We start from the raw sequence: 24,260 nt of genomic DNA on the forward strand, positions 1-24,260 counted from the left end.
CACAACCTGACACTCCTCAGATACTGCTCTTCTCCTTCGAAAACAAACCCCTGTTATGTCAACGACGCCCCATATACTCATTGTCGATGACGAGCCGAACATCGTCATGTCCCTAGAGTTTCTGATGCGCAAGAGCGGCTACCAGGTCAGCATTGCCCGCAACGGCACCGAGGCCCTGACGGCCGTGGATGCCACAGCTTTCGACGTGGTGCTGCTGGATATCATGATGCCCGATGTGGATGGGTACGCCGTGTGCCGCCATATCCGCCAGCGCCCCGACCGGGCCGGAACGCGCGTCATTTTCCTTTCGGCCAAGAGCAAGGAGGCCGATGTGCAGAAGGGCTACGAGGTGGGGGCGGACATGTACATTCCCAAGCCCTTCAGCACCCGCCAGCTCATGACCACGGTAAAAAACCTGCTTCAACCCACCGCGTAGCGGCAGTCCGCTCGTTCAAACTTGTATCTTTTGGCCACTAAAGCCCCCATTATAACCCCTGTGCCACCCATGCCCGAACACGCCCGCATCCGTAGCATCGAAGGCTACCACGAAGCCTACCACCTCAGCATCAACCACCCCGAAGAGTTCTGGGCCTCCGTGGCCACCCCGTTTACCTGGCGTCGCAAGTGGGATACGGTTATGACCTCCGACATGCCCGCCGGCCGCAACGAGTGGTTTTCGGGCGCCCGCCTCAACATCACCGAGAACTGCCTGGACCGCCACCTGGCCACCCGCGGCAACAAGCTGGCCCTCATCTGGGAGCCCAACGACCCCAAGCAGCGCCACCTGCGCCTGACCTACCGGGAGCTGCACCAGGAGGTGTGCAAGTTTGCCAACGTGCTACACAACAACGGCGTGGAGAAGGGTGACCGGGTGTGCATCTATATGCCCATGATTCCGCAGCTGGCCGTGGCCGTGCTGGCCTGTGCCCGCATTGGGGCGGTGCATTCGGTGATTTTCGCCGGCTTCTCGGCCACCGCCATTGCCGACCGGGTGAACGATGCCCAGGCCAGCGTGGTGCTCACCGCCGACGGCCTCAACCGGGGCCCCAAGCAGATTCCGGTGAAGCGCGTGGTGGATGAGGCCCTGGAAACCTGCCCCTCCGTGCGCCGCGTGATTGTGGTGGAGCACCTGGGCTGGCCCGTGTACATGGAAGAAGGCCGGGACGTGTGGTACCACGAAGAAGCCGAGGATGTAGCCAAAACCTGCCCCGCCGAGGAAATGGAGGCCGAAGACCCGCTGTTCATCCTCTACACTTCGGGCAGCACCGGCAAGCCCAAGGGCGTGGTGCACAGCACCGCCGGCTACATGGTATGGGCCGATTACACATTCCGCAACGTGTTCCAGGTGGAGGAAAACGACATCTACTGGTGCACCGCCGATGTGGGCTGGGTGACGGGTCACAGCTACCTGCTCTACGGCCCGCTGCTGGCGGGCAGCACCTCGCTCATGTTCGAGGGGGTGCCCACCTACCCCGATGCTGGCCGTTTCTGGGAGGTGATTGACAAGCACTCGGTTAGCATTTTCTACACCGCGCCCACGGCCATCCGCAGCCTCATGGCCGCGCCCCTGGATAACGTGCTCAGCTACTCGCTCGACTCGCTGCGGGTGCTGGGCTCGGTGGGCGAACCTATTAACGAGGAAGCCTGGCACTGGTACCACACCCACGTGGGCAAGGAGCGGTGCCCCATTGTGGATACTTGGTGGCAGACGGAAACCGGCGGCATCATGATTTCGGCGCTGGCGGGTATAACGCCCAGTGTACCGGCCCGGGCGGGTCTGCCGCTGCCGGGCGTGTGGCCGGTGCTGCTCACCCAGGAAGGCCAGGAAATCGAAGGCAACGACCAGGAAGGCTACCTCGCCATCAAGCAAAGCTGGCCCGGCATCATCCGCACTACCTACGGCGACCATGAGCGGGCCGTGCAGACCTACTTCAGCACTTACCCTGGCTACTACTTCACCGGCGACGGTGCCCGCCGCGACGAGCAGGGCCTCTACCGCATTATCGGCCGTGTAGATGACGTGATAAACGTATCGGGCCACCGCTTCGGCACAGCCGAAATCGAAAACGCCATCAACCAGAACCCCAACGTGGTAGAAAGCGCCGTGGTGGGCTACCCCCACGACGTGAAAGGCCAGGGTATCTACGCGTACGTTATCTGCCGGGAGGGTGCCTGCGACAATGACGCCGACAAGCCCCGGGTAGAGGCCAGCATCATCGAAACGGTGGTAGCGGAAATCGGTAAGATTGCCAAGCCGGATAAGATCCAGCTGGTATCGGGCCTGCCCAAAACCCGCTCGGGCAAAATCATGCGGCGCATCCTGCGCAAAGTGGCCGAGGGCGAAACCGGCTCCCTCGGCGACACCACCACGTTGCTCGACCCGGCCGTGGTGGACGAAATCATCAAGGGCAAGAAGTAGCCGCTCAACATTCATAAGACAACAAGGCCGGCCTCAATTGAGGTCGGCCTTGTTGTCTTATGAATCGAAAAGTCTCCGAGAGTGAACTGCCAGCAGTAACGCTGCTAGTATCGGTAAGAGTGGTGTTTCTTTTCTTTTTTGTCCTTACCTGATTTCAGCCAGAGTACCAGACCACCCGCCACCAGTGCAGTAGTGGCCAAGCGGGTAATCAGGCCGGTCCGGTCATGTTTCCAGGAGGCGTTGTAGCCTTTCTCGGCCCAGATGTTGGGTAGTTTCCCGTGGACCAGGTCTTCCAGTACGCCTTCTACCACGTTCACCCGGTCGGCCAGAAGTAGGGGGAGCCAGTGGAGGTATTCATTCTCGCTGTAGCGGAAGGCAAACCGTCGAATCAGGCCGCTCAGGCCCATGGGCGGGGAGGCAGTGCCAAACACGGCCGTTACGTTGGGCCGCTCGATGGAGTGCAACACCTCAATATCCACGGGTTGCTGGGTGGGTCGTTCCCACGTGTAGCCCGTCTGCTCCAGGTCGGTGCGGTGGGGCTTCATGGGGTAGGTGGGGTCGTTCTGCGGGTCGGTGTCGATGCCCCAGCCGGGCACCGATTTGGGGTCAATAACGTGCTTTTGCATACGGGTAGGGGCTGAAGATTAACGGGCAGAAGGAGGCAGCAGCACCGGTTTGATGCAGTTGTCGAGTTTATCGGAGAACAACCGGTATCCATCGGCTATTTCTTCCAGCGGAATGCGGTGGGTAATCAGGGCCTTGGGGTTGATTACGCCATTCTGCACGTGCTCAATCATGCGGGGCAGCAGTCGCTTTACCGAGGCTTGGTTGGCCCGGATGGTCAGGCCTTTGTTGAGCACGTTGCCGATGGGCACCAGGTTATCGGTAGGACCGTACACACCCACAATGCTCACGATGCCGCCTTTCTTCACTGAGTTGATAGCCCAGTGCAAGGCTGTAGCCGAGCCGGCCTGCAGCAGCGTTTTGCGGCCCGTAATGGTTTGCATAGCGTTGCCGGCCGCTTCGGCCCCCACGGCGTCAATCACGCAGTCGGCGCCCATCCAATCGGTCTGCTTTTTCAGAAACAGTACCGGGTCGTCCATGTCGGTTTTGAAGTTGTAGGCCTCGCAGGGCGCGTAGTTGCGCACAAACTCCAGACGGTAGTCAATGTGGTCGAGCACAATGACGCGGCCGGCTCCAAACAGCCAGGCGCAGCGTGCGGCCATGATGCCTACCGGTCCAGCCCCGAATACCACTACCGTGTCGCCGGGCTGGATACCGGCCATTTCGGCTGCCTGGTAGCCCGTGGGCACCACGTCGGTGAGCAGTACCGCGTCGTCGGGGTCCATACCGGGCGGAATAACGGTGGGGCTCACGTTGGCGTAGGGGACCCGGGCGTATTCGGCCTGTCCGCCGTGGAAGCCGCCGGCCGTGTGCGAGTAGCCAAAAATGCCCCCCACGGCCGTAGCCATCGGGTTGGATTCGTGGCAGTTGCCAAACAGGCCCTGCTTGCAGAAGTGGCACTTGCCGCAGGCAATATTGAAGGGCACCAGCACCATGTCGCCCACTTTCAGCTTGGAGACCTCCGAGCCGATTTCTACCACTTCCCCAATGAACTCGTGCCCAAAGGTGGTGCCCACCCGGGTGTCGGGCACGTTGCCGTTGTAGAGGTGCAAATCGGAACCGCAGATACAGGAGCGGGTTACCCGGACAATGGCATCCTCCGGATGCTTGATTTCGGGCATGGGTTTCTGGGTGGCGCGGACCCGTTTTGGGCCCCGGTAGTCCATTGCAAGCATAGCTCAGTAGGGTTAGATGAGAAGTTCAGATCAGCCGCACCGCGCTTGATGCTTCGAGGAGTAAACCGTTAAAGCAGCAGGGTGTGTAGCTGTATTACTTCTGCCAAACCTCAGGGTTGCGAATGAGCCGGTGTTACCGTGTAAATCCGTATTTGTCCTAGTTGAGTTGCGGTAAACACGTATTGCGAATGGTTGAGTATTTGAAAAAGACAAATTTATGTATTGTTGCGGAATGTGCTCCACGCGTATTTTGGCAGAGCAGCAAAACAGCACAACCCGGGAAATCAGCCGCTATAAAGCAGCTGACTTTCCGGGTTGTGCTGGTAGTACTAGGGTGTAGATTTTATAGCGCGGAAGCAGGTAACACTTGACCGGTTACTTCGCCAAATCCAATGCGCAGGCCGTCTTTCTCACAATAGCCGCGCATGGTTACCCGGTCGCCATCCTGCAGGAACTTGCGCTCCGAGCCATCGGCCAGCGGCACGGGGCGGGTGCCACGCCAAGCCAGCTCCAGCATGGAGCCCAGCGAATCGGGCGTGGGGCCTGAGATGGTGCCCGAGGCATACAGGTCGCCCACTTCCAGGTTGCAGCCGTTGGAGGCGTGGTGGGTGAGTTGCTGGGCCATGCTCCAGTACATGAGCCCGAAGTTGGAGCGGGAAATGGTGGTTTCGGGGCCGCCGTCGGGCTGCAGCGCCACTTCCAGCTGCACATCGAAGTTGTGCTGGCCGGGCTGGCGCAGGTACAGCAGGGGCTCGGGCTCCTGCACGGGGCCGGCCACCCGGAAGGGCTCCAGCGCATCCAGCGTCACCACCCACGGCGACACGCTGCTGCCGAAGCTCTTGCCCAGAAACGGGCCCAGCGGCACGTATTCCCAGCTCTGGATGTCGCGCGCGCTCCAGTCGTTGAACAGCACCAGCCCGAAGATGTGCTCCTCGGCATACTGAATCGGCACGGTTTCGCCCAGGTGCGTGCCTTTGCCCACAATGAAGCCCACTTCCAGTTCAAAATCCAATTGCTGTGAAGGGCCAAAGGTAGGAGCGGCGGCATCGGGGGCCTTGCGCTGCCCGTTGGGCCGGCGCACGTCGGTGCCGCTTACCACAATGCTGCTGGCCCGGCCGTGGTAGCCAATGGGAATGTGGCGCCAGTTGGGCAGCAGGGCGTTGGCCGGGTCGCGGAACATCATGCCCACGTTGGTGGCGTGCTCAATGCTGCTGTAAAAATCGGTGTAGTTCTGGGGCTTCACGGGGCGCAGCATCCGCACCTCCGGCTGGCGCAGCAGGCACTCGTGCATCACCTCATCCGAGCGCAAAGAGCCGTTGTCGTGGCGCAGCAGTTCCGATACGCGCTGGCGCACGGCCCGCCACGCCGGCCGACCCAGGGCAATAAACTGGTTGAGGGAGCGGCGCCGGAATACCTTGGGCAGCGCCTTGCCCAGGTCCAGGTCATCAAAGAAGCCAAACTGGGCTACGGCGTACAAATCCAGCACGTACTCGCCAATGGCTACGCCCAGCCGTGGGCCCCGCTCCTCCGTCTCGAACACGCCAAACGGCAGGTTCTGAATGGGAAAGTCGCTGCCGGGGGCAATATCAATCCAGGAATGCAGGACGGGGTCGTTGGGGTTAGCCATTCGGGGTGGAAAGTTGATGGTAGGAGCGGCAAAGGTAGCGGGCCGGGCGGAATGGGGCGGGTGAGTGTAACTGATGGACTAATAGAAGGTGCTATCTTTATATGGCCGGCTGGCATCCACACCTTGGTTCTCGAATTCGAACAGTGTTTGACGGATTGTCGTTGAAGTAGTTAGAGTGTCATAATAGATTCAGCTGCCTTTTTACTCATGGAAAAACTGACTCGATACAACAACTTTATTTCCTTAAAAGCGCAGGATAAGCCTAGCAATTCTGCTGAGCCTAATAAGAAAATGACCCAATTTGAGGAGCTGCTGGCTTCGTTAGCAACTAGTGTCTCGATGAAAAATAAGCGTGTAGTAAGTGGAAAATAGTCTTCTGAATACTATTTCAAAAGTCTGCTCGGCACTGCAGAAATATTCTGTGGAATATATGATTGTTGGTGGTACTGCTGTTGCCCTGCATGGATACTTCAGATACTCTACCCTTTCATCTGGAGCAGTTGCTGAAAAGCCAGATTTAGATTTCTGGTATAATCCATCATACACGAACTATTTCAATTTACTAAATGCTTTAGAAGCTCTTGGTCAAGATGTTTCGATCTTTAGAGGTGAGCAACAACCTAATCCTAAAAAGTCGTTCTTCAAATACGAGTTCGAGGATTTTACACTCGACTTATTGCCTGAACTGAAATCTTCAGTGCGATTTGCCGCCGCCTTTGTAAATAGAGAAATAGTTAACTTGGGTGATATTGAAGTTGCTTTTATCGGCTACAACGATTTGCTGACTGATAAAGAAACCAGTGCCCGCCCCAAAGACTTAATGGATATTGAAGAGTTGAAAAACAAGCGGGAGAAGGGAGCCGAGTAATACTAGAATCTGCCTCGCCCAAAACCCACAGCGCCCCGCCCCATCCGGAAAAACCGGCAGGAGCGGGGCGCTGCTATTGGGAAACAACTGAAACCTAGAACTCCGGCGTAGGCACTGGGGCAGGTGATACAGGGTGGCCGGTTTGACCAGCGGGCTGGGCCGACATGGGCGTGAGGTTGATGGCCTCCACCGCCCGGATTTCGGGTACGGCTTTCTTCACCGATTCCTCCACGCCGGCCTTCAGCGTCATCGGCGACATAGGGCAGGTGCCGCAGGCTCCCAGCAGCTCCAGGCGCAGCACCATGTCGTCGGTGATGTCCAGCACGCGCACGTTGCCCCCGTCGGCGGCCAGGTAGGGCCGGATGGTATCCAGGGCCTGTTCGATGCGGGGCAGAAGCGGATGGGTTTCCACGGCGGGTGATACGGTCATGAATCGTTGAGTTACGCGAGAAAAGGACGCTGCCGCTACGCATCAAGCGTTGGCAGCGGCGGTAGTCTTACAAAGGTAGGACATTCGTCCGAGGCAAGTAATAAACCGGCCAAGGTGGGGAGAAGTTCAGGTAGGAATACTTGGGAATGGCTGTCAGCTATGTTTTACTGCTCCACCAATTACGACTTCATCTCCACGATGTTGGTTTTTGGGGCCATGGCGTTGCGGATGCTCACCTGCCGGGCGAGGTCCTCGGCCAACTGCTCAAATACGGCCGCGGCCGGGGTGTTTTCCTCCAGAATAGCAGGCGTGCCCTGGTCGCCGTTTTCGCGGATGCTCTGCACCAGCGGAATCTGGCCCAACAGCGGTACCTCATGCTTGGCGGCTAGGCCCACGCCGCCGCCTTCGCCAAAGATGAAGTACTTGTTGTCGGGCAGCTCGGCAGGTGTGAACCACGCCATGTTCTCCACAATACCCAGCACCGGCACGTTGATCTGGGGCAGGCGGAACATCTGCAAACCCTTCTCGGCGTCGGCCAGGGCTACTTTCTGGGGCGTGGTTACGATGAGGGAGCCGGTAACGGGCACCGTCTGCACCATCGTGAGGTGAATGTCGGAAGTTCCGGGGGGCATGTCCAGGAGCAGGTAGTCCAGCTCGCCCCAATCTACCTCCGTGATAAACTGCTTAAGGGCCGAGGAGGCCATGGGCCCGCGCCACACAATGGCCGATTCGGCCGGGGCCAGGAAGCCAATGCTCATCAGCTTTACGCCGTGGGCAATAACCGGCTGGATGAGGTTTTTGCCATCGGGGCCCTGGAATACGTGGGGCCGGGCATCCATCACGCCAAACATCAGCGGCATACTGGGGCCGGAAATATCGGCGTCCACCAAGCCCACCTTCGCGCCCGACTTGGCCAAGGCAATGGCCAGGTTGGCCGTTACGGTGCTTTTGCCCACGCCGCCCTTGCCCGAGGCAATGGCAATAATGTTTTTCACGCCGGGCAGCAGGTCTCGATTCTGGCGCATGGTAGTCACGCGCGAGGTCATTACAATCACCACTTCAGCGCCCGGGTCCACCATCGTGTGGATGGCCCGCTCGCAGGCATCGTGAATGAGTTGCTTGAGGGGGCAGGCGGGCGTGGTGAGCACCACCGTGAACGAGACGCGGCGGCCGTCAATCTGCACATCCTCAATCATGTTGAGCGTTACGAGGTCTTTGCCCAGGTCGGGCTCCTCCACGTAGCTCAGGGCCTTGAGGACGGCTTCTTTGGTAATGGGTTCCATTATAGTCAGCGGGGAAAGTTCGGATGTAAAGCGCAAAGATAACCCGGAAACCGGGCCGGTGGTTGCCGCAAATAAATGGCCCGCTACGGGCGAGCTGCCTATCTTGGAGACCAACTCGCTAGCCTATCACACCATTCTTCATGTTCGATTCCTTTCTGCGCCGCCGGTTGGGCCGCCTGACCGTCGCTGTGGCGCTGGCGGCCTGCAGCCTGCCGGCCCGCGCCCAGGCTCCCGCCGATACCACTTTTCAGCGCCTGATGCGCACTAATCAATTTGCGCTCAGCCAGACCGGCACCCAGTTCAGCGGGCCTGGATGGGAAAAATTGCAGCAGGATATCCGGCAAAGTACCATCGTGCTGCTGGGTGAGGACCACGGCATGGCCCAGATTCCGCCGTTTGCGCAGGCCGTGGCCGAGGTATTGCGGCCGAAAGTGTACGTGGCGGAAATTGACCGGTACCAAACCCAGGACCTCGCCCGGCTGGCGGCCCAGCCCGGTCTACCTTCGGCCTTTTTGCGGCAGTATCCCATGAGCCTGTCGTTTTACAGCTGGGCTGAAGAGTTTGAGCTGGCCCGCTCACTTCGGGCCCGGAACACGGCCATTGTGGGCATTGACCAGCTGGGCTTCGCATCAGTGGGGCGGACGCTGGCACTGATGGCCGAGCAGGCCAAGGGCAAAACGGCCCGCGCCTACCTGCGCCAGCAGGCCGCCGCCCTGCAAGCCCGCGACCGGGCCGCGCTGGTAGCCGGCAACTACGGCGGCGTCAGCATCAACGGGCTACGGCCTTCTATGCTGGACAGCCTCCGCCGCCTCACCCGCACCGAGCCCTTGCCGGTGCGCCAGATGCTCCAGGATATGGAAGCCAGTGAGGCCATTTTTCGCGTAAACGCGGCCGGCAAGCCCGGCGGCCACCAGGCGCGCATCAATCTGATGAAGCGTAACCTGCTGCAGGAGTTGCAGCCGTACCAGCCTACCACGCAGCCGCTGCCGCCCATGCTGTTCAAGTTCGGGGCCTACCACGTGGGGCGGGGCCGCAGCATCTGGGGCGACATCTACGACGTGGGCAACCTGATGGTAAACCTGGCTGACGCCCACGACCAGAAAACCCTGCACATTTTCGTGGTGGGCAAACAAGGCTTCCAAACGGCAGGCCAGAACCCCGATGACTTCAGCAAAAATGCCATGAAGTACTCCAATGCCGAAGCACCCATGCTGCAGCCGTTCATGGCCGCCACGCCTGCCGGGCCGAGTTGGCAGGTGTTCGATGTGCGCCCGTTGCGCCAAGCCATGGTACGCAAAGGGATGCCTGTAACGTCGCAGGAGTTGCAGGCTACCATTCTGGGGTTCGATTACGTGGTCATCATTCCTGAAACCACCGCCAGCCGGAACTTCTAGAGTAGCGCGCAGCTCTACTTCGCGCACGAGCCGTAGGGGAGTTCCGACGCGTGTAGTTCTTATACTCCGTTGCTCGTGCGCGAAGCGGAACTGCGCGCTACTGCTGTGCGCTAGTAGCGCGGGTTCCTGCCTACCTTTGTGGTCCTATGGCCCGCATCCCCAAAGAAACCGTTGATCAGATTCTGCACTACGCCGACATTGTGGAGGTGGTGGGGGATTTTGTGAGCCTGAAGCGCAAGGGCCAGAACATGTGGGCCTGCTGCCCCTTCCACCACGAAAAGTCGCCGAGCTTCTCGGTGGCGCCGGCCAAGGGACTGTACAAGTGTTTCGGGTGCGGCAAGGCCGGCGGGGTGGTGCAGTTTATCATGGATATTGAGGGCACCAGCTACGTGGAGGCGCTCAAGTACTTGGCCAAGAAGTACGGTATTGATGTTCAGGAGGAAGAAAAAACGCCTGAGCAGCAGCTGGCCCAGAACGAGAAGGACTCCCAGTTTATCATTTCTAACTGGGCCAAAGACCATTACCACCACCTGCTGCTCAACACCGACGAGGGGCAGGGCATTGGGCTGAGCTACCTGCGCCAGCGCGGGCTCAACCAGACCACCATTAAAACCTTTGAGCTGGGCTACTCCCTGGATCAGTGGGATGATTTGCTGAAATCGGCCACGGCGGCGGGCTACGAGCAGAAATATCTGGAGAAAACCGGCCTTGTGATTCGGCGCGAGGACGACCAGGGCCAGGACACCGGCCGGCGCTACGACCGGTTTCGGGGCCGGGTGATGTTCCCGATTCACAACGTATCGGGCCGCGTCATCGGCTTTGGGGCGCGCACGCTCAAGCCCAACGACAAAACGGCCAAGTACCTCAACTCGCCCGAGTCGGAAATCTACCATAAGTCGGATGTGCTGTACGGGCTGTACCAGGCCCGGCAGGCCATCCGCTCGGAGGAGGTATGCTACCTGGTGGAAGGCTACCTGGACGTGCTCAGCCTGCATCAGGGCGACATCAAGAACGTGGTGGCCTCCTCGGGTACTTCGCTGACTGACGGGCAAATCCGCCTTATCAAGCGCTACACCGATAACGTGACGGTACTCTACGACGGCGACGCGGCGGGCATTCGGGCTTCGCTGCGCGGCATTGACATGCTGCTGGAAGGCGGCCTGAACGTGCGTGTGGTACTATTCCCGGACGGTGACGACCCTGACAGCTACATCCGCAAAGTAGGCGACCAGCGCTTCAAGCAGCACCTGGAAAACGCCAGCCAGGACTTTATTCAGTTCAAAACCGACCTGGTGAGCCGGGAAGCCGCCCAGGACCCGGTGAAGAAGGCCGAAGCCATCCGGGATGTGCTGCAAAGCATTGGCAAAGTGCCCGACCCCATTAAGCGGCAGGTGTTTCTGCAGCAAACCTCGCAGGCTTTCAGCATTGATGAGCAGGTGCTCATCTCGGAGTACAACAAGCTGGTACGTAATGCCTCCGGCAAGGCTGCCGGTGGCCAGAGCACTAGCAGCGGTGGGAGCGGGGCTGGTGCCTCAGCGGGCAGCTACAATAATGGCCAGCCCGCCACCAGAAACCAGCAACCAGCAACCAGAAACTTAACCCCCGAGGAAGAGGCTGAAGCCCTGATGTACGGGGCCTCGCCCGAGGACCTGGCGGGCGGCGACGCCCTGACCGACAAGGAGGAGCTGGAACCCGTGCCCGACGTGCTGGCCCAGTGCGAGCGGGAAGTGGTGCGGCTGCTGCTGCTGTATGCGCCCCAGCCGTTGGCCCCCGAGGTATCGGTGGCGCAATACCTGCTGGAGCAGCTGGAGGATACCAACTTCAAAACCGGTTTGTACGCCGATTTGCTGCACCTGTGCCGGGAGGAGCTGGAGCAGGGCCGCTGGCCCGAAGTACGCACGCTCATCCAGCACAGCCGCTCCGATATCCGCAGTCTGGTAGCAGAGCTGGCCACTGAGAAGTACGAGCTTAGCCCCAACTGGACCACCCACCAGATTTACGTGCCCCGGGAGCTGGACCTGCTGCAAACCGCCTGCGACAATGCCATTCTGCGCCTCAACAAAGTGAACGTGGAGCGTGAGCTGGCCGCCCGCCTGGAAGCCCTGCGCCACCCCATGGACGAGGCAACCATGATGGAAAACCTGCAAACCATTCACCTGCTCAAGCAAATGGATAACCAGCTGGCTGGCATGCTGGGCACGGTAATTCCGCGGGCCGCTATGTAAGCCTGCCGCTGGGCACGCGCGGTGGTTGCGTTGCCAGGGCTCTGATTTGATGTGCTACCTGCTCGGCGGAATAAAGTAGCCACGTATAACGGCCACCGGTTGCGGCAATGGTGCTTACTGCCGAACTTACCGGGCCAGAATTCCGCCGCCCGCTTCCCCTCCAATGCCTGTTCCTCCGCCCGTTCAGTCGGCCGCCTTGCGCTACGTGCGCGCCGTGTGGCACCGGTTCAACCTGAGTCGTTTTGTGGGTGCGCTCAGCCTCACGGCCATTAGCTTTGCCGTGGGCGTGGTGGGCTTTATGTGGCTGGAGAAGTTCACGTTCGTGGACGCGTTTTACATGACGATGATAACCGTGTCGACGGTGGGCTTCGGGGAGTTACACCCGCTCACGCCCGCTGGCCGGCTGTTCGTCTCGTTCTATATCTTCTTCAACCTTTTGATGCTGGCCTACCTGTTGTCGGTGCTCACCACCTACATCTTCGACGGGGGGCTGCGCAACATGTTCGCCATGCTCAAAAACGACCAGGAAATCCGCCGCTACTCCGACCACGTGATTGTGTGCGGTTTCGGGCGCAACGGCCGCAAAGCCTATCACGAGCTGCGCAGCAGCGGGGCCGATGTGGTAGTAGTGGAGCAGAACGAGGCCTTGCTCAAGGAAGCCACCGAAGCCACCGGCGAGGCCATTGCCGCGGTGTACGGCGACGCCACCCTCGACGACACGCTGCGCGCCGCTGGCGTAGACCGGGCCCGGGCCCTCATCACCGCCCTGCCCAAGGACGCCGACAACGTATTTGTGACCCTGACGGCCCGGGAGCTGGCCCCCAACATTACCATTGTGGCCCGCGCCAGCCTCAAAAGCTCGGAGCCCAAGCTGCTGCGCGCCGGGGCTGACTCGGTGGTGATGCCCGATGAAATTGGCGGTTCGCACATGGCCAACCTCATCACCCGCCCCGAGGTAATCCGGTTTTTGGATATGATTTCGGGCCTGGGACCCAACAAGCTGCGGCTGGAGGAGTTGCGCACCGAAGAGCTGCGCGGCGAGTGGCGCGGCCTGAGCATCCGGGAGTTGGATATTCGCAGCCGCACCGGGGCCACCGTCATCGGCCTGAAGCACCAGCGCGGCGAGTTTACCGTGAGTCCCTCCGCCGATACCGTACCCGTGGCCGGTGACATCTTTCTGTTTCTGGGTACCGATGAGCAGATTACCAGCCTGCTGGACCAGTTTCGCCGGTAGCGCGTAAGTACCACGCAGCTCCGCTTCGCGCACGAGCAAAGCGGGGTACCGGGTACCGCCCCATTCACCTAAGAACTCGCTTTGCTCGTGCGCGAAGCGGAGCTGCGCGCTACTATGTAGCTTTGCGGTCAGACCAGCCATTTCCCTTCGTGCATATCCTGCAGCTTTGTCCGCGCGTTCCGTACCCGCCCCACGATGGGGGCGCTATTGCCATGTACGACGTGGCCGCCGGACTGGCCCGCGCCGGGCACCGCGTTACGGTGCTGGCCATCAACACGCCCAAGCACCACCAGCCCGCCACCGTCCTCGACCATCTGGGCCCCAACGTGCGTTTGGTTACGGTGGACGTGAACACCAACCTCTCGCCCGTAAAGGCCCTGCGCAACCTGCTGTTCAGCGAGCTGCCCTATAACGTGGAGCGGTTTGTGAGCAGGGTGGTTCAGGCAAAACTGGCCGAGTTGCTGGCGCAGGAGCAGTTTGACGTGGTGCAGATGGAAGGCACCTTCGTGGCCTGGTACGCCGGCTATTGGGCCGCAGCCGATAAGGAAACCGGCCGGCCCCTGCCGCCCGTGGTGCTGCGGGCCCACAACGTGGAGCACACCATTTGGCAGCAGCTGGCCGAGAATACCCGCAACCCGCTCAAAAAATGGTACCTGCGGCAGCTGGCTGAACGGCTGCATCAGTTTGAAAAGCGGATGCTGCACCGCTTCGATGGTATTGCGGCTATTACCGAAGCCGACCAGCAGCGTCTGCGCCGGCTGGGCTGTCCCGAGCCGGTAGTGTTCATCCCGGCCGGCGTGGACCTGGGGCGGTTTCAGCGCGACGCCCGCCTCCAGCCCCGCCCGTGCACCCTATTCCTGATCGGCTCCCTGAACTGGTTGCCGAACCTGGAGGGGCTCGATTGGTTTTTGCGGGAAGTGTGGCCTCAGGCCCGCGCCCAGTACCCCGAGTTGGAGCTGCACATTGCCGGCAAGGACACCCCCGAGCATATCCGGCAGCTGCAGCTGCCCGGCGTTACGGTGCACGGTTTTGTGGAGTCGGCTCAGCAGTTTATGCAGGAGTATGAGCTGATGTTGGTGCCCTTGCTGAGTGGGGGCGGTATGCGTATCAAGATTATTGAAGGCATGGCCCTGGGTAAGTGCATTCTGAGCACCGCGCTGGGAGCCGAGGGCATCCACGTGCGGCCCGGGTTTGATATTGTGCTGGGCAACTCGCCCCAGGAATGGCTTGCGCAGCTGGGGCGCTACTACCGCGGCGAGCTGGGCCAGCAGGCCATCGGGGAGGAAGCCGCCCGCACCATTGCCCGCCTCTACGATAACCGCCGGGTGGTGGAGAGCTTCCTCGATTTGTACACCATTCTGCAGCCCGCGCCCCGTGTTGCCGCTCGTTGAGGCCGTAGCCGCTACCGGCCTGTGGGGTGGCCTGGCACTAGTGGCCCACACCTACGTGGGGTTTCCGGTGCTGCTGAGCCGCCTGGCCCGGGGCCGCCATCAGAACACCAACGTGTACGCCCCCGACAGTCCAGAGCTACCCACGGTGGATATTCTGCTGGCTGTGTACAATGAGGAGCAGGTAATTGAGGAGAAAATCCGCTCCACCTTCGCCACCACGTACCCGCTGGATAAGCTCACCCTCTACATCGGCTCCGACAACTCCCAGGACCGCACCAACGCCCTTATAGAGCAGCTGGCCGAGGAGTACCCGCGGCTGCAGTTTAGGCAATTTCGGCAGCGTACCGGCAAGCCCGGCGTGATGGAAGCTTTATCCAGGGAGGCCACGGCCCCGGTGTTAGTCCTCACCGATGCCAACGTGTTTTTCACGCCCGACACGCTGTATCATCTCGTCAAGCACTTTCGCAACCCGCATGTCGGCCAGGTGGGAGGCAACATTCTCAACCCAGCGCATCGCCAAGACGGTATTTCGGGTCAGGAAAAGGCTTATCTGGAGCGCGAAAACCTGATCAAGTTCCAGGAAGGTGTGGTGTGGGGCAGTATGATTGGGGCCTTCGGAGGCTGCTTTGCCGTGCGCCGCCGCTGCTACCATCCGGCTCCGGCCTCTTTCATCGTCGACGACTTTTTCATTTCCATGGCCGTGCTACAGGATGGCTACCAGGCCATCAACGAGCTGGAGGCGGTTTGCCACGAAGACGTATCCGACAAACTACCGGAGGAGTTCCGGCGCAAGGCCCGCATTTCGGCCGGCAACTTCCAGAATCTGGTGGCGTTTCGGCGGCTGCTGTGGCCGCCCTGGCGGGGCGTGAGTTTCGCGTACTGGTCGCATAAGGTGCTGCGTTGGCTTACGCCGCTGCTGCTGCTGCTCATGCTGCTGTGCAACGTAGTATTGGTATTGGGCGGAGCCGGCTGGTTCTACCAGCTCATGCTGGCCGGGCAGCTGGCAGCTCCCGCGCTGCTGCTGCTGGATGGGGCCCTGCACCGGCTGGGCAAGCATCTGCGGCTGCTGCGCTTTATCACCCACTTCTACAGCATGAACATGGCGCTGTTGCTGGGCTTATGGCGGTTTTTGCAGGGCGTGAAAACCACCGTATGGGAGCCCACGCAACGGTTTCAGCATAAGCGGTAAGATCTGTCATTGCGAGCAAAGCGACGCAATCCTTCCTTTTCATCACTCCAATCCTAGGTAAATGAAAAGTCCCTGACGTCTAGCTCTGACGTTAGGGACTTTTGTTTTCATCAGGGTTCTACGCTTGGTAGAGGAAGGATTACTTCGCTCGCAATGATAGCGCCTGCTCAGCCCTACATCTTCGCCAGTTTCTCCAGGTCCATCTGCTTGGCCACGGACTCTACCAGCTGCAGGTCGGGCTGCTGGTCGGCGGTGATTTTCACCATGAAGCGGCCGCCCATAGTGAGCATCAGTTCGGCCTGGCGGTCTTTTTTGCGGTAGGTTTCCATGCCGGATACCCCCTCCACGCCCAGGTCGGTGGATTTCACCAGCTCCTCGTCGTTTTCACTTTCCAGGCCCATGCCCAGCAGGCCGGCGGCACCCTGGTACAGCTGGTTGGCTCCGTTGTAATCCATCAGCTCCACCTTCACCGTAGAGTTGTCCTTGGTGAAGTCGCGGCTGGCGGTGGAGAAGGCCAGGCCGCTCATTTTGGTGGATTGGCCGCTCGGGTTGGCCGCCGTGTAGCCGCTCACTTCGGCCGGTAGATAAGCCTGCAGCTCTTTATAGGGCAGCGAGAGAGTGTCGCCGCGCTTCACGCGCTCCTCGCGCTGCGTTTTCACTTTGTCCATTGAAGCCTCCAGCTTTTCGCCGGTTTCCTTGAGCTTCGAAATGGCCGTGTACGACTCCTTTGCCTTCTGGGCCTGCTCGCAGGCGGTGGTCAGCAGCGTGGCGCTCAGCAGGACAGTGGTCAGTTTGTTCATAGCAGTTCAGGTGAGGGAAGAGAATATAGGTGCGCGCAAATATAGGAAGTTGTTTTACCTGACCTCGGGATGCAGCAACGCGTACGTTGAGTTCTGCATAGCGCCAGTTGCTTTGCGGCGCGCGTACGTTATGGTTAGCGTTGCAACGTCAGCCGAGCGAGATGCTTCGCTGCATTCCGCATAACGTTCGGCTAGTTGCTCAGCAGGGTCTGAATTAGCCTGGCGGCCACCGGGCGTAGGCATAAACGAGGTGCCTTCACGGGGGCCTTTGCCGATTCCTGCTTATGTTGCCCACCTGAACCTACTGGCCGTTACGGCTGCTTCGGTATGAAACCATTGCGTATTGCCATTTTAGGCTGTGGCAACATGGGCATGGCCTTCGCCAAATCCTTTCTGCACTACAACCTCGTCAGCCGCTCCGATTTGCTGTTGCTGGGCCGAAGCCTTGACCACTGCCAGCGCCTGACGGCTGCCCACCCTGGCCTGCCCGTAGCCGAAACCAGCGCCGTCGTAGGTAGTTACGATGTGGTGCTGGTAGCCGTGAAGCCCCAGGATTTCGGGAAAGTGGCCGAAGGGCTGCGGGCCGTGCTGCTGCCGGGCCAAGTGGTGGTATCCATCATGGCGGGCATTCCCATGGCCCGCCTGCAGCGCGAGCTGAGCCACCGGCAGGTAATGCGGGCCATGCCCAACACGCCGGCCTTGCTGGGCATGGGTATTACCGGGTTTTCGGCCGCGCCGGAAGTAGAGCGCAGCCGCCTGCACCAGGTAGAAAACCTGCTGAACGCCACCGGGCGCTCCATTTTTCTGGAAGATGAAAGTCTGCTCGACGCCGTAACGGCCGTGAGCGGCAGCGGACCGGCCTACTTCTACTACATCGTGCAGGCCATGATGCGCGCCGGGCAGGAAATGGGCTTTTCGGAGTCGGTGGCGGCGCTGCTGGTGAAGCAAACCATGCTGGGGGCCTATCACCTGCTCAACACCTCCGACAAAACCCCCGACGAGCTGATTGCCGCCGTGGCCTCCAAGGGTGGCACCACCGAAGCGGCTCTGCGTGCCTTCCGCGCCGGTGGCCTCGCCGAAACCCTGGCCGCCGGTCTGCACGCCGCCCAGCACCGCGCCACTGAGTTGGCGAAGGAGTAGGTGGTTGGATGGTTGGGGTAGTTGGATGGTTGGGGTTTACAGTGCTTTAACCGCCCGTCCTGCAGAGACGCAGCCTCTGCGGGACGGGCGGCTACCCCGCATTTCTGCTGTTTCACCAGCTCATTAGTTGCCCGTTTTATGGCCAGGTAGCCACAATTTCACCCGCTCGCCCTTTCCCCTTGTCCTGGCTTCGTAACTTCGCGGCACCGTTACGGGTTGTAGCGGCGTAACGCGGATGGAAATCGGCTTACCCGAGCCGTTTCCAAATCCGCGAAATCCTTTAATCCGTTTAATCCGCGCTCCATGCTGGATTCCATTGAAGACGCCATTGCCGACATCCGCGCCGGCAAAGTCGTAGTAGTCGTTGACGACGAAGACCGTGAAAACGAAGGCGACTTTATCTGCGCCGCCCGCTGCGCCACGCCCGAGGTCATCAACTTCATGGCCACCCACGGCCGCGGCCTGGTGTGCGCCCCGCTCATTGAGCAGCGCTGCGAGGAGTTGGGCCTGGAGCTGATGGTGGGCCGCAACACGGCCCTGCACGCCACGCCCTTCACCGTGAGCATCGACCTGCTCAAAAACGGCGTAACTACCGGTATTTCGGCTTCCGACCGGAGCAAGACCATCCTGGCCCTCATCGACCCCGATACCAAGCCCGAGGAGCTGGGCAAGCCTGGCCACATTTTCCCGCTGAAAGCCCGCAAGGAAGGCGTACTGCGCCGCGCCGGTCACACCGAGGCCGCCATCGACCTGGCCCGTCTCGCGGGTTTTGAGCCGGCCGGGGTGCTGGTTGAAATCCTGAAGGAGGACGGCGAAATGGCCCGCCTGCCCGAGCTGCGCAAAATTGCCACCAAGTGGAACCTGAAGCTGATTTCGGTGCAGGACCTGATCAAGTACCGCCTCGAAAAGGAAAGCCTCATCACCCGCGAAATTTCGGTGAAGCTGCCTACGGATTACGGCGACTTCGACCTGATTGCCTACACCCAGCGCACCACCAGCGCCCAGCACCTGGCCCTGGTAAAAGGCGATATTTCGGGCCCCGAGCCCGTGCTGGTACGGGTGCACAGCTCCTGCGTCACGGGCGACATCTTCGGGAGCTGCCGCTGCGACTGTGGCCCCCAGCTGCACCGCGCCATGCAGCAGATTGAGCGGGAGGGCCGCGGCGTAATCGTGTATATGAACCAGGAGGGCCGGGGTATTGGCCTGCTCAACAAGCTGCGCGCCTACAAGCTGCAGGAGCAGGGCCGCGACACGGTAGAAGCCAACCTGGAGCTGGGCTTCGGCATGGATGAGCGGGACTATGGCGTGGGCGCCCAAATCCTGCGCGACCTGGGCATCAGCAAGATGCGCCTACTCTCCAACAACCCCCGCAAGCGCACCGGCCTCATTGGCTACGGCCTGGAAATCGTGGATTCGGTGCCGATTGAAGTGGAGCCTAACGAGCATAACGAGCGGTACCTGACCACCAAGCGTGATAAGCTGGGCCACACCATTCTGCACAAAGACCGTCATCCGCATCCGGATACGGCGGCTACTACGGCGGAATAGCACAGCAGCAGATCAACTAAGCACGAGCCCCTGTCGGATATACATTCGGCAGGGGCTCGTGCTTTGCGCGGAAAGCCGTAACTATCGGTAGTACTTCTCCCCACACTCCAGTGTCTGAATCCCGAACGTTCCGCTTCTCCGGTTTGCTGGTAGCTGCCGGCCTGTTTTCATTCCTGACCGGACAGGCGCAACCAGCGGTCCGCCGCCCGCCCACAGCCAGCGAAGTGAAGAAGGCCGTGGAGCACCTGGCAAACCTGCCGAATGGAGAAGGGGATAATGGGGAAGCAGTTGGGTATGTGGCCCGTAAGCTGGTGGCGTACCTGCGCACTCATCGGTTAGATGATCTGCAAGCCAGCAGGCTGGGCATTACGCTGGGGGCTGCCTCCGATGACCAGGCGCAACTGAGCGTATACTCCTTCACGCACGACTCCGGCGGCACCCGCGGCACGGTTGATAATGTGGTAGTGCAGTGGCAAAACGCGGCCGGCCAGCTCTTTGCGTATCACGTACCAGTGGAGTGTGCTTTCAGCGAACTGTACCCGCTCCAAGCTCCGGGCCGCAAGTTATATCTGTTGCTAGGCAACGAAAAAGGGAGTGGGATTTGTCTGGGATATACGGCGTATGTGCTGGAGTTGAAAGGCAATTACCTGATTCTGGATAATCAGGTGTTCAGCGTTAAAGACCATAGCAACAAAAATGAGCTGACCATCTGTAACGTGGCAATGACGTTTGATCCGGCGCGGCAAATCCTGTCGTTGGATGCGGATGAGGGGCCCAATGACCCGGATGTGTACGCCGATGAACCCTTCAAGCCGTTCAAACTTATATTTCGGCAAGGGCGTTTTGTACCAGTGCCGTAATCGGTAGCTTTTCAGTATTCTGCGGTATGAAAAAAATCTTCGGCTTCCTTCTGCTTCTGTTACCCGTAGCCGCACAGGCTCAGCGTGGCGGGGAAGGCTTCACCCAGCAGTTCAACCGGGGCTCCGTGCTGCTCAGCACCGGCGACACGCTCTCGGGCCCGGTGATGCTGCACCGCACCGAGGAAACCCTCACCATGAGCCTGGCCGACAATACCGTCCGCACCCTGCCCGCCGTGAACGTGCAGAGTTTTGCCGTGCAGGGCGAGCGGTACGACCGAAGCCGAGAGCGTTTTTACTACGACGACTTTTACGCCATGCGGCAGGGCTACTACTATGGCAACCCGCTGTACACCATGCCCGCCCCTCGCCGCCGGGAGCGGCCCGATACGGCTTTGGTACGGGTATTCCGCACGTACCGCTGGAACCGTGGTAACGACTACAGTGACTTTCGGGCACCAGGGTTCTTCGAGCAGCTGAGCAGTGGCCCCATTATTCTGCTGCGGCGTGAGGGCTTGGTACAGCGCCCCATCAATTCGGGGGTGGGTCCGTACGGCTACGGCGGGTACGGCTACGGTATGCCCAGCCGCACTGTGGGCTATTATACGGATGTGCAGGACTCTTTTTTCCTGGGCCTGCCCAACGGCAACGTGGTTACGCTGCGCAACCCTAAGAAGGACGTGCTAGCCTACTTCCGGGATACCAGCCGCCGCATTGAGCAGTACGCCAAAGACAACAAACTAAGCTTCACGGATGCCCGGGAGCTGGCCTACATCATCAACTACGCCAACTCCCTGAACTCTGTAAAACAGTAAGCGGGTTATGCCGCGTTTCATCCGGCATAACCCGCTTACTGTTTCAATAAACCAAGCCGACGCCTAGAGTACGCGCAGTACCGGGTAGCGCAAATGGCTGGTTTCGTAGTGGTCTGATTGGCGGTATACCCAATCGAGCTGGGCGGCGGCGCTGGCGGCAAAAGCGGGGTCGGTTTTCTTCTTTTCTTCCAGCTGCGTGCGGAGCTCGGGCCGACGGCGTAGCAAGTCGGCGGCTACGTCCTCAAAGACATAATCCGAGAAGTACTCCTTCTGCTGCAGAATGCTGTCGAAGAAGCCCCAGGCAAAAAACGAGTCGGTAGCTTGCGGCTCCAGGGTTTCAATGAGGTACCGGGCTGCGGGCTGATTCAGGGATATTACGTAGTCGCCGCGCAGGAAGGGGCGGGGCTGGCGCGCGGTGCGCACCTGTACCTGGTTGTGCAGGTAGTGACCCTCGTAAGGGCGCGGGCCGGTTTTGTAGTCCTGGATGTAGTAGGTTTCGCCGGTGATGACCGTATCGGCGGCCAGTTGCCGCAGCTGCACCCCCGAGAGGCGGAGGCGTTCTACCACCTCGCCCCAGGCCTGCGGCACCACGTAGGCGCGGGGGCGCTGCACCTGCACGGTAGGCCGGAAGGTATTGCGGTACGGAATGGATTTGGTGAAGGGAGCTTTCCGGTCATAGTACAGCCGGGGCAGGCCGCTCACCTCACTGGGCTTGGATTTGCCTTCAAACCCGCGGAAAGTAAACTGTTCAACCTGGGTGGTATCCAGTTTCCAGCCCAAGGCAAACTGCTGTTGCTCCGCTAGCTGGCGGTTGGCCTCGGCCCGGGCCTGGGCAATGGCCGCCCCATCCTGGTGCACCTGCCGGATGAGCAGCTCCAGAAAATCATAGGTAGCGCGTACCCGCGGCGTGTAGGTTTTGAGCATGTGGGTTTCGGTTACAAACCCGATGGTGTTGAACAGGGTGGTGTACCCGGTAGAGTAGCGGGGCGTTTCCAGAAAGCCCACCAGCCCCCGGGCATCGGGAGTGCGGCCCTCAAAATCCACGTAGGGCGTGAGGTACCATTTCTTCTTATCCATTCCTCCGTACAAAGCCGGCAGCAGTTGCTGCTGCATGTAATGGCTCAGGGCCGGGTGCAGCTTGTCCTTCTGGGTGGCAATCAGCGTCATGGTGTACTGGTAGTCGGCCCCGTTGGAGGTGTGGGTGTCCACGTACACATCGGGCTGCCAGCGCTGAAACAGCTGGGCAAACGCACGGGCATTGCGCGAGTCCTGCTTGATATAGTCCCGGTTCAGGTCGAGGTTGCGGGCGTTGCCGCGGAAACCGTAGCTCTCGGGGCCGTTCTGGTTGGTGCGGGTGGTGGAGTTGCGGTTGAGGGCGCCATCCACGTTGTAAATTGGGATAAACACGAGCACCACGTCAGCCAGCTGCCGGCGCAGCTCTTTTTTCTGCACGTAGTCGCGGGCCAGCATCATGCTGGCGTCAATGCCCTCAGGCTCCCCCGGGTGAATGCCATTCTGAATAAACACTACCCGCCGGCCTTTAGCCCGCAGTGAAGCCGGCTCAAAATCCCCGTCCAGCGAAACGACTACCTCATGCAAAGGCCGGCCGCTGTCGGTCTGACCCGCTTCGCGCAGCTGAATTTCGGGGTAGGCGGCATCCAACTGCTGGTAATAGCTGATGCATTCGGCGTGGGTAGTGGTGGTATTGCCGTTGCCTTTTTCAAAAGGCGTGCGCCAGTCAGGTGCGGGGGCGGTAATCAGCAGAAAGGCGGAGAGGAGAGGTGCCAGCATAGAAGGATGAAGATACAGTGGCCAAAAGACGCAGGTTGCCCGCAAAGGTGGCCTGCAAAGCAAAGCCGTTTCGCGCGGGGCACGAAACGGCTGTACAAGCTAGAGTAAAAGGAACAGGTTAATACAACCGTCGTGGGGCTGGGAACAGCATCTGGTCGAGGCTGTACTTGCCGGGCCCGATGAAGGCCAAGCTCAGGAACAGAATGGCCGACTCAAGCGCGTGCGAATATTGGTTGAACCCGTCGCCGCTGCTCAGGTGCACCACCGTGGCTACCACCATAGTGCCCAGCAACAGTGCGCACGTAAACCGGAAAAACAGTCCAATAGCCAGCAGCTGTCCGCCCACGGCTTCGGCAAAAGCGGCCAGAAATCCCCAGAAGGCCGGTGCAAACTTGATACCCAGCAGCTGCATGGAGCCGCCCAGCTCCGTCCAGGTAGCCACGCCGCCCGTGAGCTTGGGGTAGCCGTGCACGGTGAACATAATCCCGATACCTACGCGCAGAAGCAGGAGCCCTAGATCATGGGTACGGTAGCGGTTTTCGAACAGTGCCATAGACAGATGCAGGTCAGGCCAGGAGCTATTGGAAAGGAAAGGTGCGCTTGAGTTTTGCCAAAGTACAATATTTGTTATTAAATGCAATCAGTCGGGCTAGAAGTTTACCGGTAAAGTAATACCCCAGTGATGCGCGAAGCGGGCGGAATCTCCCCCGAAGTAATTTGCTCCGGGGGCTTATTGGGTAGCGACTTAGGGTCAATCACCCAAGCTAGCTGCACCTGCCCCGACACGGCGGCCAGCCCAGCCGGCGTGTTACGGATGCGTGTAAGCCCCAAGTTTTGGCGGGCCGCCCCAAACGGCGAGCCAACCCCAATGCCCTCAGCCGTGCGGTAGTGCGGCGAATATATTCGGATGCGCCGGATGCGGTAGCCGGTGCGCGCGTCCCCAATCATTTGCAGCATGGAAGCGGGAGCATCGGGGTACGCAGCATCCCGCAGCTGGTAGGCTGGCAGTGTCTGGCCGTTGTCTTGGTAAGTGGCAGGCGTAAGCAGTTCCGCCGGTACCACTTTCTTCAGCTTGGCCTCCGACATACCCAGGCGTAGGCGGCCTGCCCGGCCGGGGCTGATGAGGTGCAGGGAATCGGGCAGTGGGGCTCCGGTATCGGCGGTGCCCAAGGCAGCGCCCTGAGCTACCGGGGCCGAGCCCGGTGAAACCGGGGCGGGGCTGCCATCAGCAGCGGCGAAGGGCGGAGTGCCGGGGTCGGTGGCCGAGCGGGTAGTAGTGCCAGTGTCGCAACCGGCCAGAGAGCCGGCAATAAGTGGCAGGGTTACAAGTAGAAATCGGGGCAGCATAGCCCGCTATACGCGGCTAACGGCGCAGTTGTTGAAAACCTGAGCCTACTGCCCGGCGTTAGGCAAAGCAGCTCCAGGCTCCACTCGTTGCATTGGCGCTGCC

At 60.3% G+C, this 24,260-nt stretch carries 22 protein-coding genes; 13 read left to right on the forward strand and 9 right to left on the reverse strand.

The genetic code is table 11. The features are described from left to right. The first annotated feature begins 55 nt into the window (after nt 1-55). Together LF252_RS05200 and acs are read left to right on the forward strand one after the other, a co-directional pair. Nucleotides 56-436: a response regulator transcription factor gene (locus tag LF252_RS05200; protein WP_226268393.1), complete on the forward strand. Its 381-nt coding sequence runs from the start codon at nt 56-58 to the stop codon at nt 434-436. A 69-nt stretch (nt 437-505) separates the two neighbouring features. After that, the gene (gene acs, locus LF252_RS05205; protein WP_226268395.1) at nt 506-2,419 is read left to right on the forward strand and encodes an acetate--CoA ligase; all 1,914 of its coding nucleotides are present in this window, start codon (nt 506-508) and stop codon (nt 2,417-2,419) included. A 104-nt stretch (nt 2,420-2,523) separates the two neighbouring features. Here the strand turns inward: acs and LF252_RS05210 are convergent, their stop codons facing one another. The 3 genes from LF252_RS05210 to fahA all read right to left on the reverse strand — a co-directional run bounded on the left by LF252_RS05210 (nt 2,524) and on the right by fahA (nt 5,845). Then, nucleotides 2,524-3,045 carry a hypothetical protein gene (locus LF252_RS05210; RefSeq protein WP_226268397.1) on the reverse strand — a complete coding sequence of 174 codons (522 nt, stop codon included), beginning with the start codon at nt 3,043-3,045 and terminating at the stop codon, nt 2,524-2,526. A gap of 18 nt (nt 3,046-3,063) precedes the next feature. Then, nucleotides 3,064-4,218, reverse strand: coding sequence for a zinc-dependent alcohol dehydrogenase (locus LF252_RS05215; protein ID WP_226268399.1), 1,155 nt, complete (start codon nt 4,216-4,218; stop codon nt 3,064-3,066). Between the two features lie 343 nt (nt 4,219-4,561). Further along, nucleotides 4,562-5,845: a fumarylacetoacetase gene (gene fahA / locus LF252_RS05220; RefSeq protein ID WP_226268400.1), complete on the reverse strand. Its 1,284-nt coding sequence runs from the start codon at nt 5,843-5,845 to the stop codon at nt 4,562-4,564. Between the two features lie 207 nt (nt 5,846-6,052). Between fahA and LF252_RS05225 the strand changes: the two genes are divergently transcribed. Beyond that, complete coding sequence (locus LF252_RS05225) at nt 6,053-6,217, forward strand: hypothetical protein (protein ID WP_226268402.1); 165 nt, start codon at nt 6,053-6,055, stop codon at nt 6,215-6,217. Nucleotides 6,218-6,266: 49 nt separating this feature from the next. Then, a complete protein-coding gene (locus LF252_RS05230) occupies nt 6,267-6,713 on the forward strand; it encodes a hypothetical protein (RefSeq protein ID WP_226268404.1) in 447 nt (148 codons plus the stop codon). A 94-nt stretch (nt 6,714-6,807) separates the two neighbouring features. On the opposite strand, the gene LF252_RS05235 is transcribed toward LF252_RS05230, so the two are convergent. Further along, a complete protein-coding gene (locus LF252_RS05235) occupies nt 6,808-7,143 on the reverse strand; it encodes a NifU family protein (protein WP_226268405.1) in 336 nt (111 codons plus the stop codon). A 179-nt stretch (nt 7,144-7,322) separates the two neighbouring features. Then, nucleotides 7,323-8,426, reverse strand: coding sequence for an Mrp/NBP35 family ATP-binding protein (locus LF252_RS05240; RefSeq protein ID WP_226268407.1), 1,104 nt, complete (start codon nt 8,424-8,426; stop codon nt 7,323-7,325). Between the two features lie 140 nt (nt 8,427-8,566). Here LF252_RS05240 and LF252_RS05245 point away from each other — a divergent pair, with 140 nt between their 5' ends. The 5 genes from LF252_RS05245 (at nt 8,567) to LF252_RS05265 (ending at nt 15,859) form a co-directional block, all read left to right on the forward strand. Beyond that, on the forward strand, nt 8,567-9,820 hold the full coding sequence (locus LF252_RS05245) for a hypothetical protein (protein WP_226268409.1): 1,254 nt from the start codon (nt 8,567-8,569) through the stop codon (nt 9,818-9,820). Between the two features lie 146 nt (nt 9,821-9,966). After that, complete coding sequence (gene dnaG, locus LF252_RS05250) at nt 9,967-12,045, forward strand: DNA primase (RefSeq protein WP_226268410.1); 2,079 nt, start codon at nt 9,967-9,969, stop codon at nt 12,043-12,045. Between the two features lie 163 nt (nt 12,046-12,208). Then, the gene (locus LF252_RS05255) at nt 12,209-13,279 is read left to right on the forward strand and encodes a potassium channel family protein (RefSeq protein WP_226268412.1); all 1,071 of its coding nucleotides are present in this window, start codon (nt 12,209-12,211) and stop codon (nt 13,277-13,279) included. 149 nt (nt 13,280-13,428) lie between these two features. Further along, a complete protein-coding gene (locus LF252_RS05260; protein WP_226268414.1) occupies nt 13,429-14,670 on the forward strand; it encodes a glycosyltransferase family 4 protein in 1,242 nt (413 codons plus the stop codon). Further along, complete coding sequence (locus LF252_RS05265) at nt 14,654-15,859, forward strand: glycosyltransferase (protein ID WP_226268416.1); 1,206 nt, start codon at nt 14,654-14,656, stop codon at nt 15,857-15,859. Before LF252_RS05260 ends, LF252_RS05265 begins: the two co-directional genes overlap by 17 nt. A gap of 173 nt (nt 15,860-16,032) precedes the next feature. Here the strand turns inward: LF252_RS05265 and LF252_RS05270 are convergent, their stop codons facing one another. Beyond that, nucleotides 16,033-16,659: a hypothetical protein gene (locus tag LF252_RS05270; RefSeq protein WP_226268418.1), complete on the reverse strand. Its 627-nt coding sequence runs from the start codon at nt 16,657-16,659 to the stop codon at nt 16,033-16,035. Between the two features lie 336 nt (nt 16,660-16,995). Here LF252_RS05270 and proC point away from each other — a divergent pair, with 336 nt between their 5' ends. From proC to LF252_RS05290, 4 genes are all read left to right on the forward strand, one after another. Continuing rightward, entirely contained in the window at nt 16,996-17,799 is an 804-nt protein-coding gene (gene proC / locus LF252_RS05275; protein WP_226268712.1) for a pyrroline-5-carboxylate reductase, read from the forward strand. 303 nt (nt 17,800-18,102) lie between these two features. Continuing rightward, a complete protein-coding gene (locus LF252_RS05280; RefSeq protein WP_226268420.1) occupies nt 18,103-19,347 on the forward strand; it encodes a bifunctional 3,4-dihydroxy-2-butanone-4-phosphate synthase/GTP cyclohydrolase II in 1,245 nt (414 codons plus the stop codon). A 110-nt stretch (nt 19,348-19,457) separates the two neighbouring features. Next, the gene (locus tag LF252_RS05285) at nt 19,458-20,207 is read left to right on the forward strand and encodes a hypothetical protein (protein WP_226268422.1); all 750 of its coding nucleotides are present in this window, start codon (nt 19,458-19,460) and stop codon (nt 20,205-20,207) included. A 26-nt stretch (nt 20,208-20,233) separates the two neighbouring features. After that, nucleotides 20,234-21,019, forward strand: a complete 786-nt coding sequence (locus LF252_RS05290; RefSeq protein ID WP_226268424.1) for a hypothetical protein — start codon at nt 20,234-20,236, stop codon at nt 21,017-21,019. 63 nt (nt 21,020-21,082) lie between these two features. Here LF252_RS05290 and LF252_RS05295 read toward each other — a convergent pair whose 3' ends face one another. From LF252_RS05295 to LF252_RS05305, 3 genes are all read right to left on the reverse strand, one after another. Further along, nucleotides 21,083-22,810 (reverse strand): M14 family metallopeptidase, encoded by a 1,728-nt coding sequence (locus tag LF252_RS05295; RefSeq protein ID WP_226268426.1) that lies wholly within the window; start codon nt 22,808-22,810, stop codon nt 21,083-21,085. Between the two features lie 118 nt (nt 22,811-22,928). Further along, the gene (locus LF252_RS05300; RefSeq protein WP_226268428.1) at nt 22,929-23,363 is read right to left on the reverse strand and encodes a DoxX family protein; all 435 of its coding nucleotides are present in this window, start codon (nt 23,361-23,363) and stop codon (nt 22,929-22,931) included. A gap of 104 nt (nt 23,364-23,467) precedes the next feature. Beyond that, the gene (locus tag LF252_RS05305) at nt 23,468-24,157 is read right to left on the reverse strand and encodes a hypothetical protein (RefSeq protein ID WP_226268430.1); all 690 of its coding nucleotides are present in this window, start codon (nt 24,155-24,157) and stop codon (nt 23,468-23,470) included. Nucleotides 24,158-24,260: the final 103 nt, after the last annotated feature.

Origin of the sequence: Hymenobacter pini (genome assembly GCF_020421205.1) — a bacterium.
GTDB lineage: Bacteria > Bacteroidota > Bacteroidia > Cytophagales > Hymenobacteraceae > Hymenobacter > Hymenobacter pini.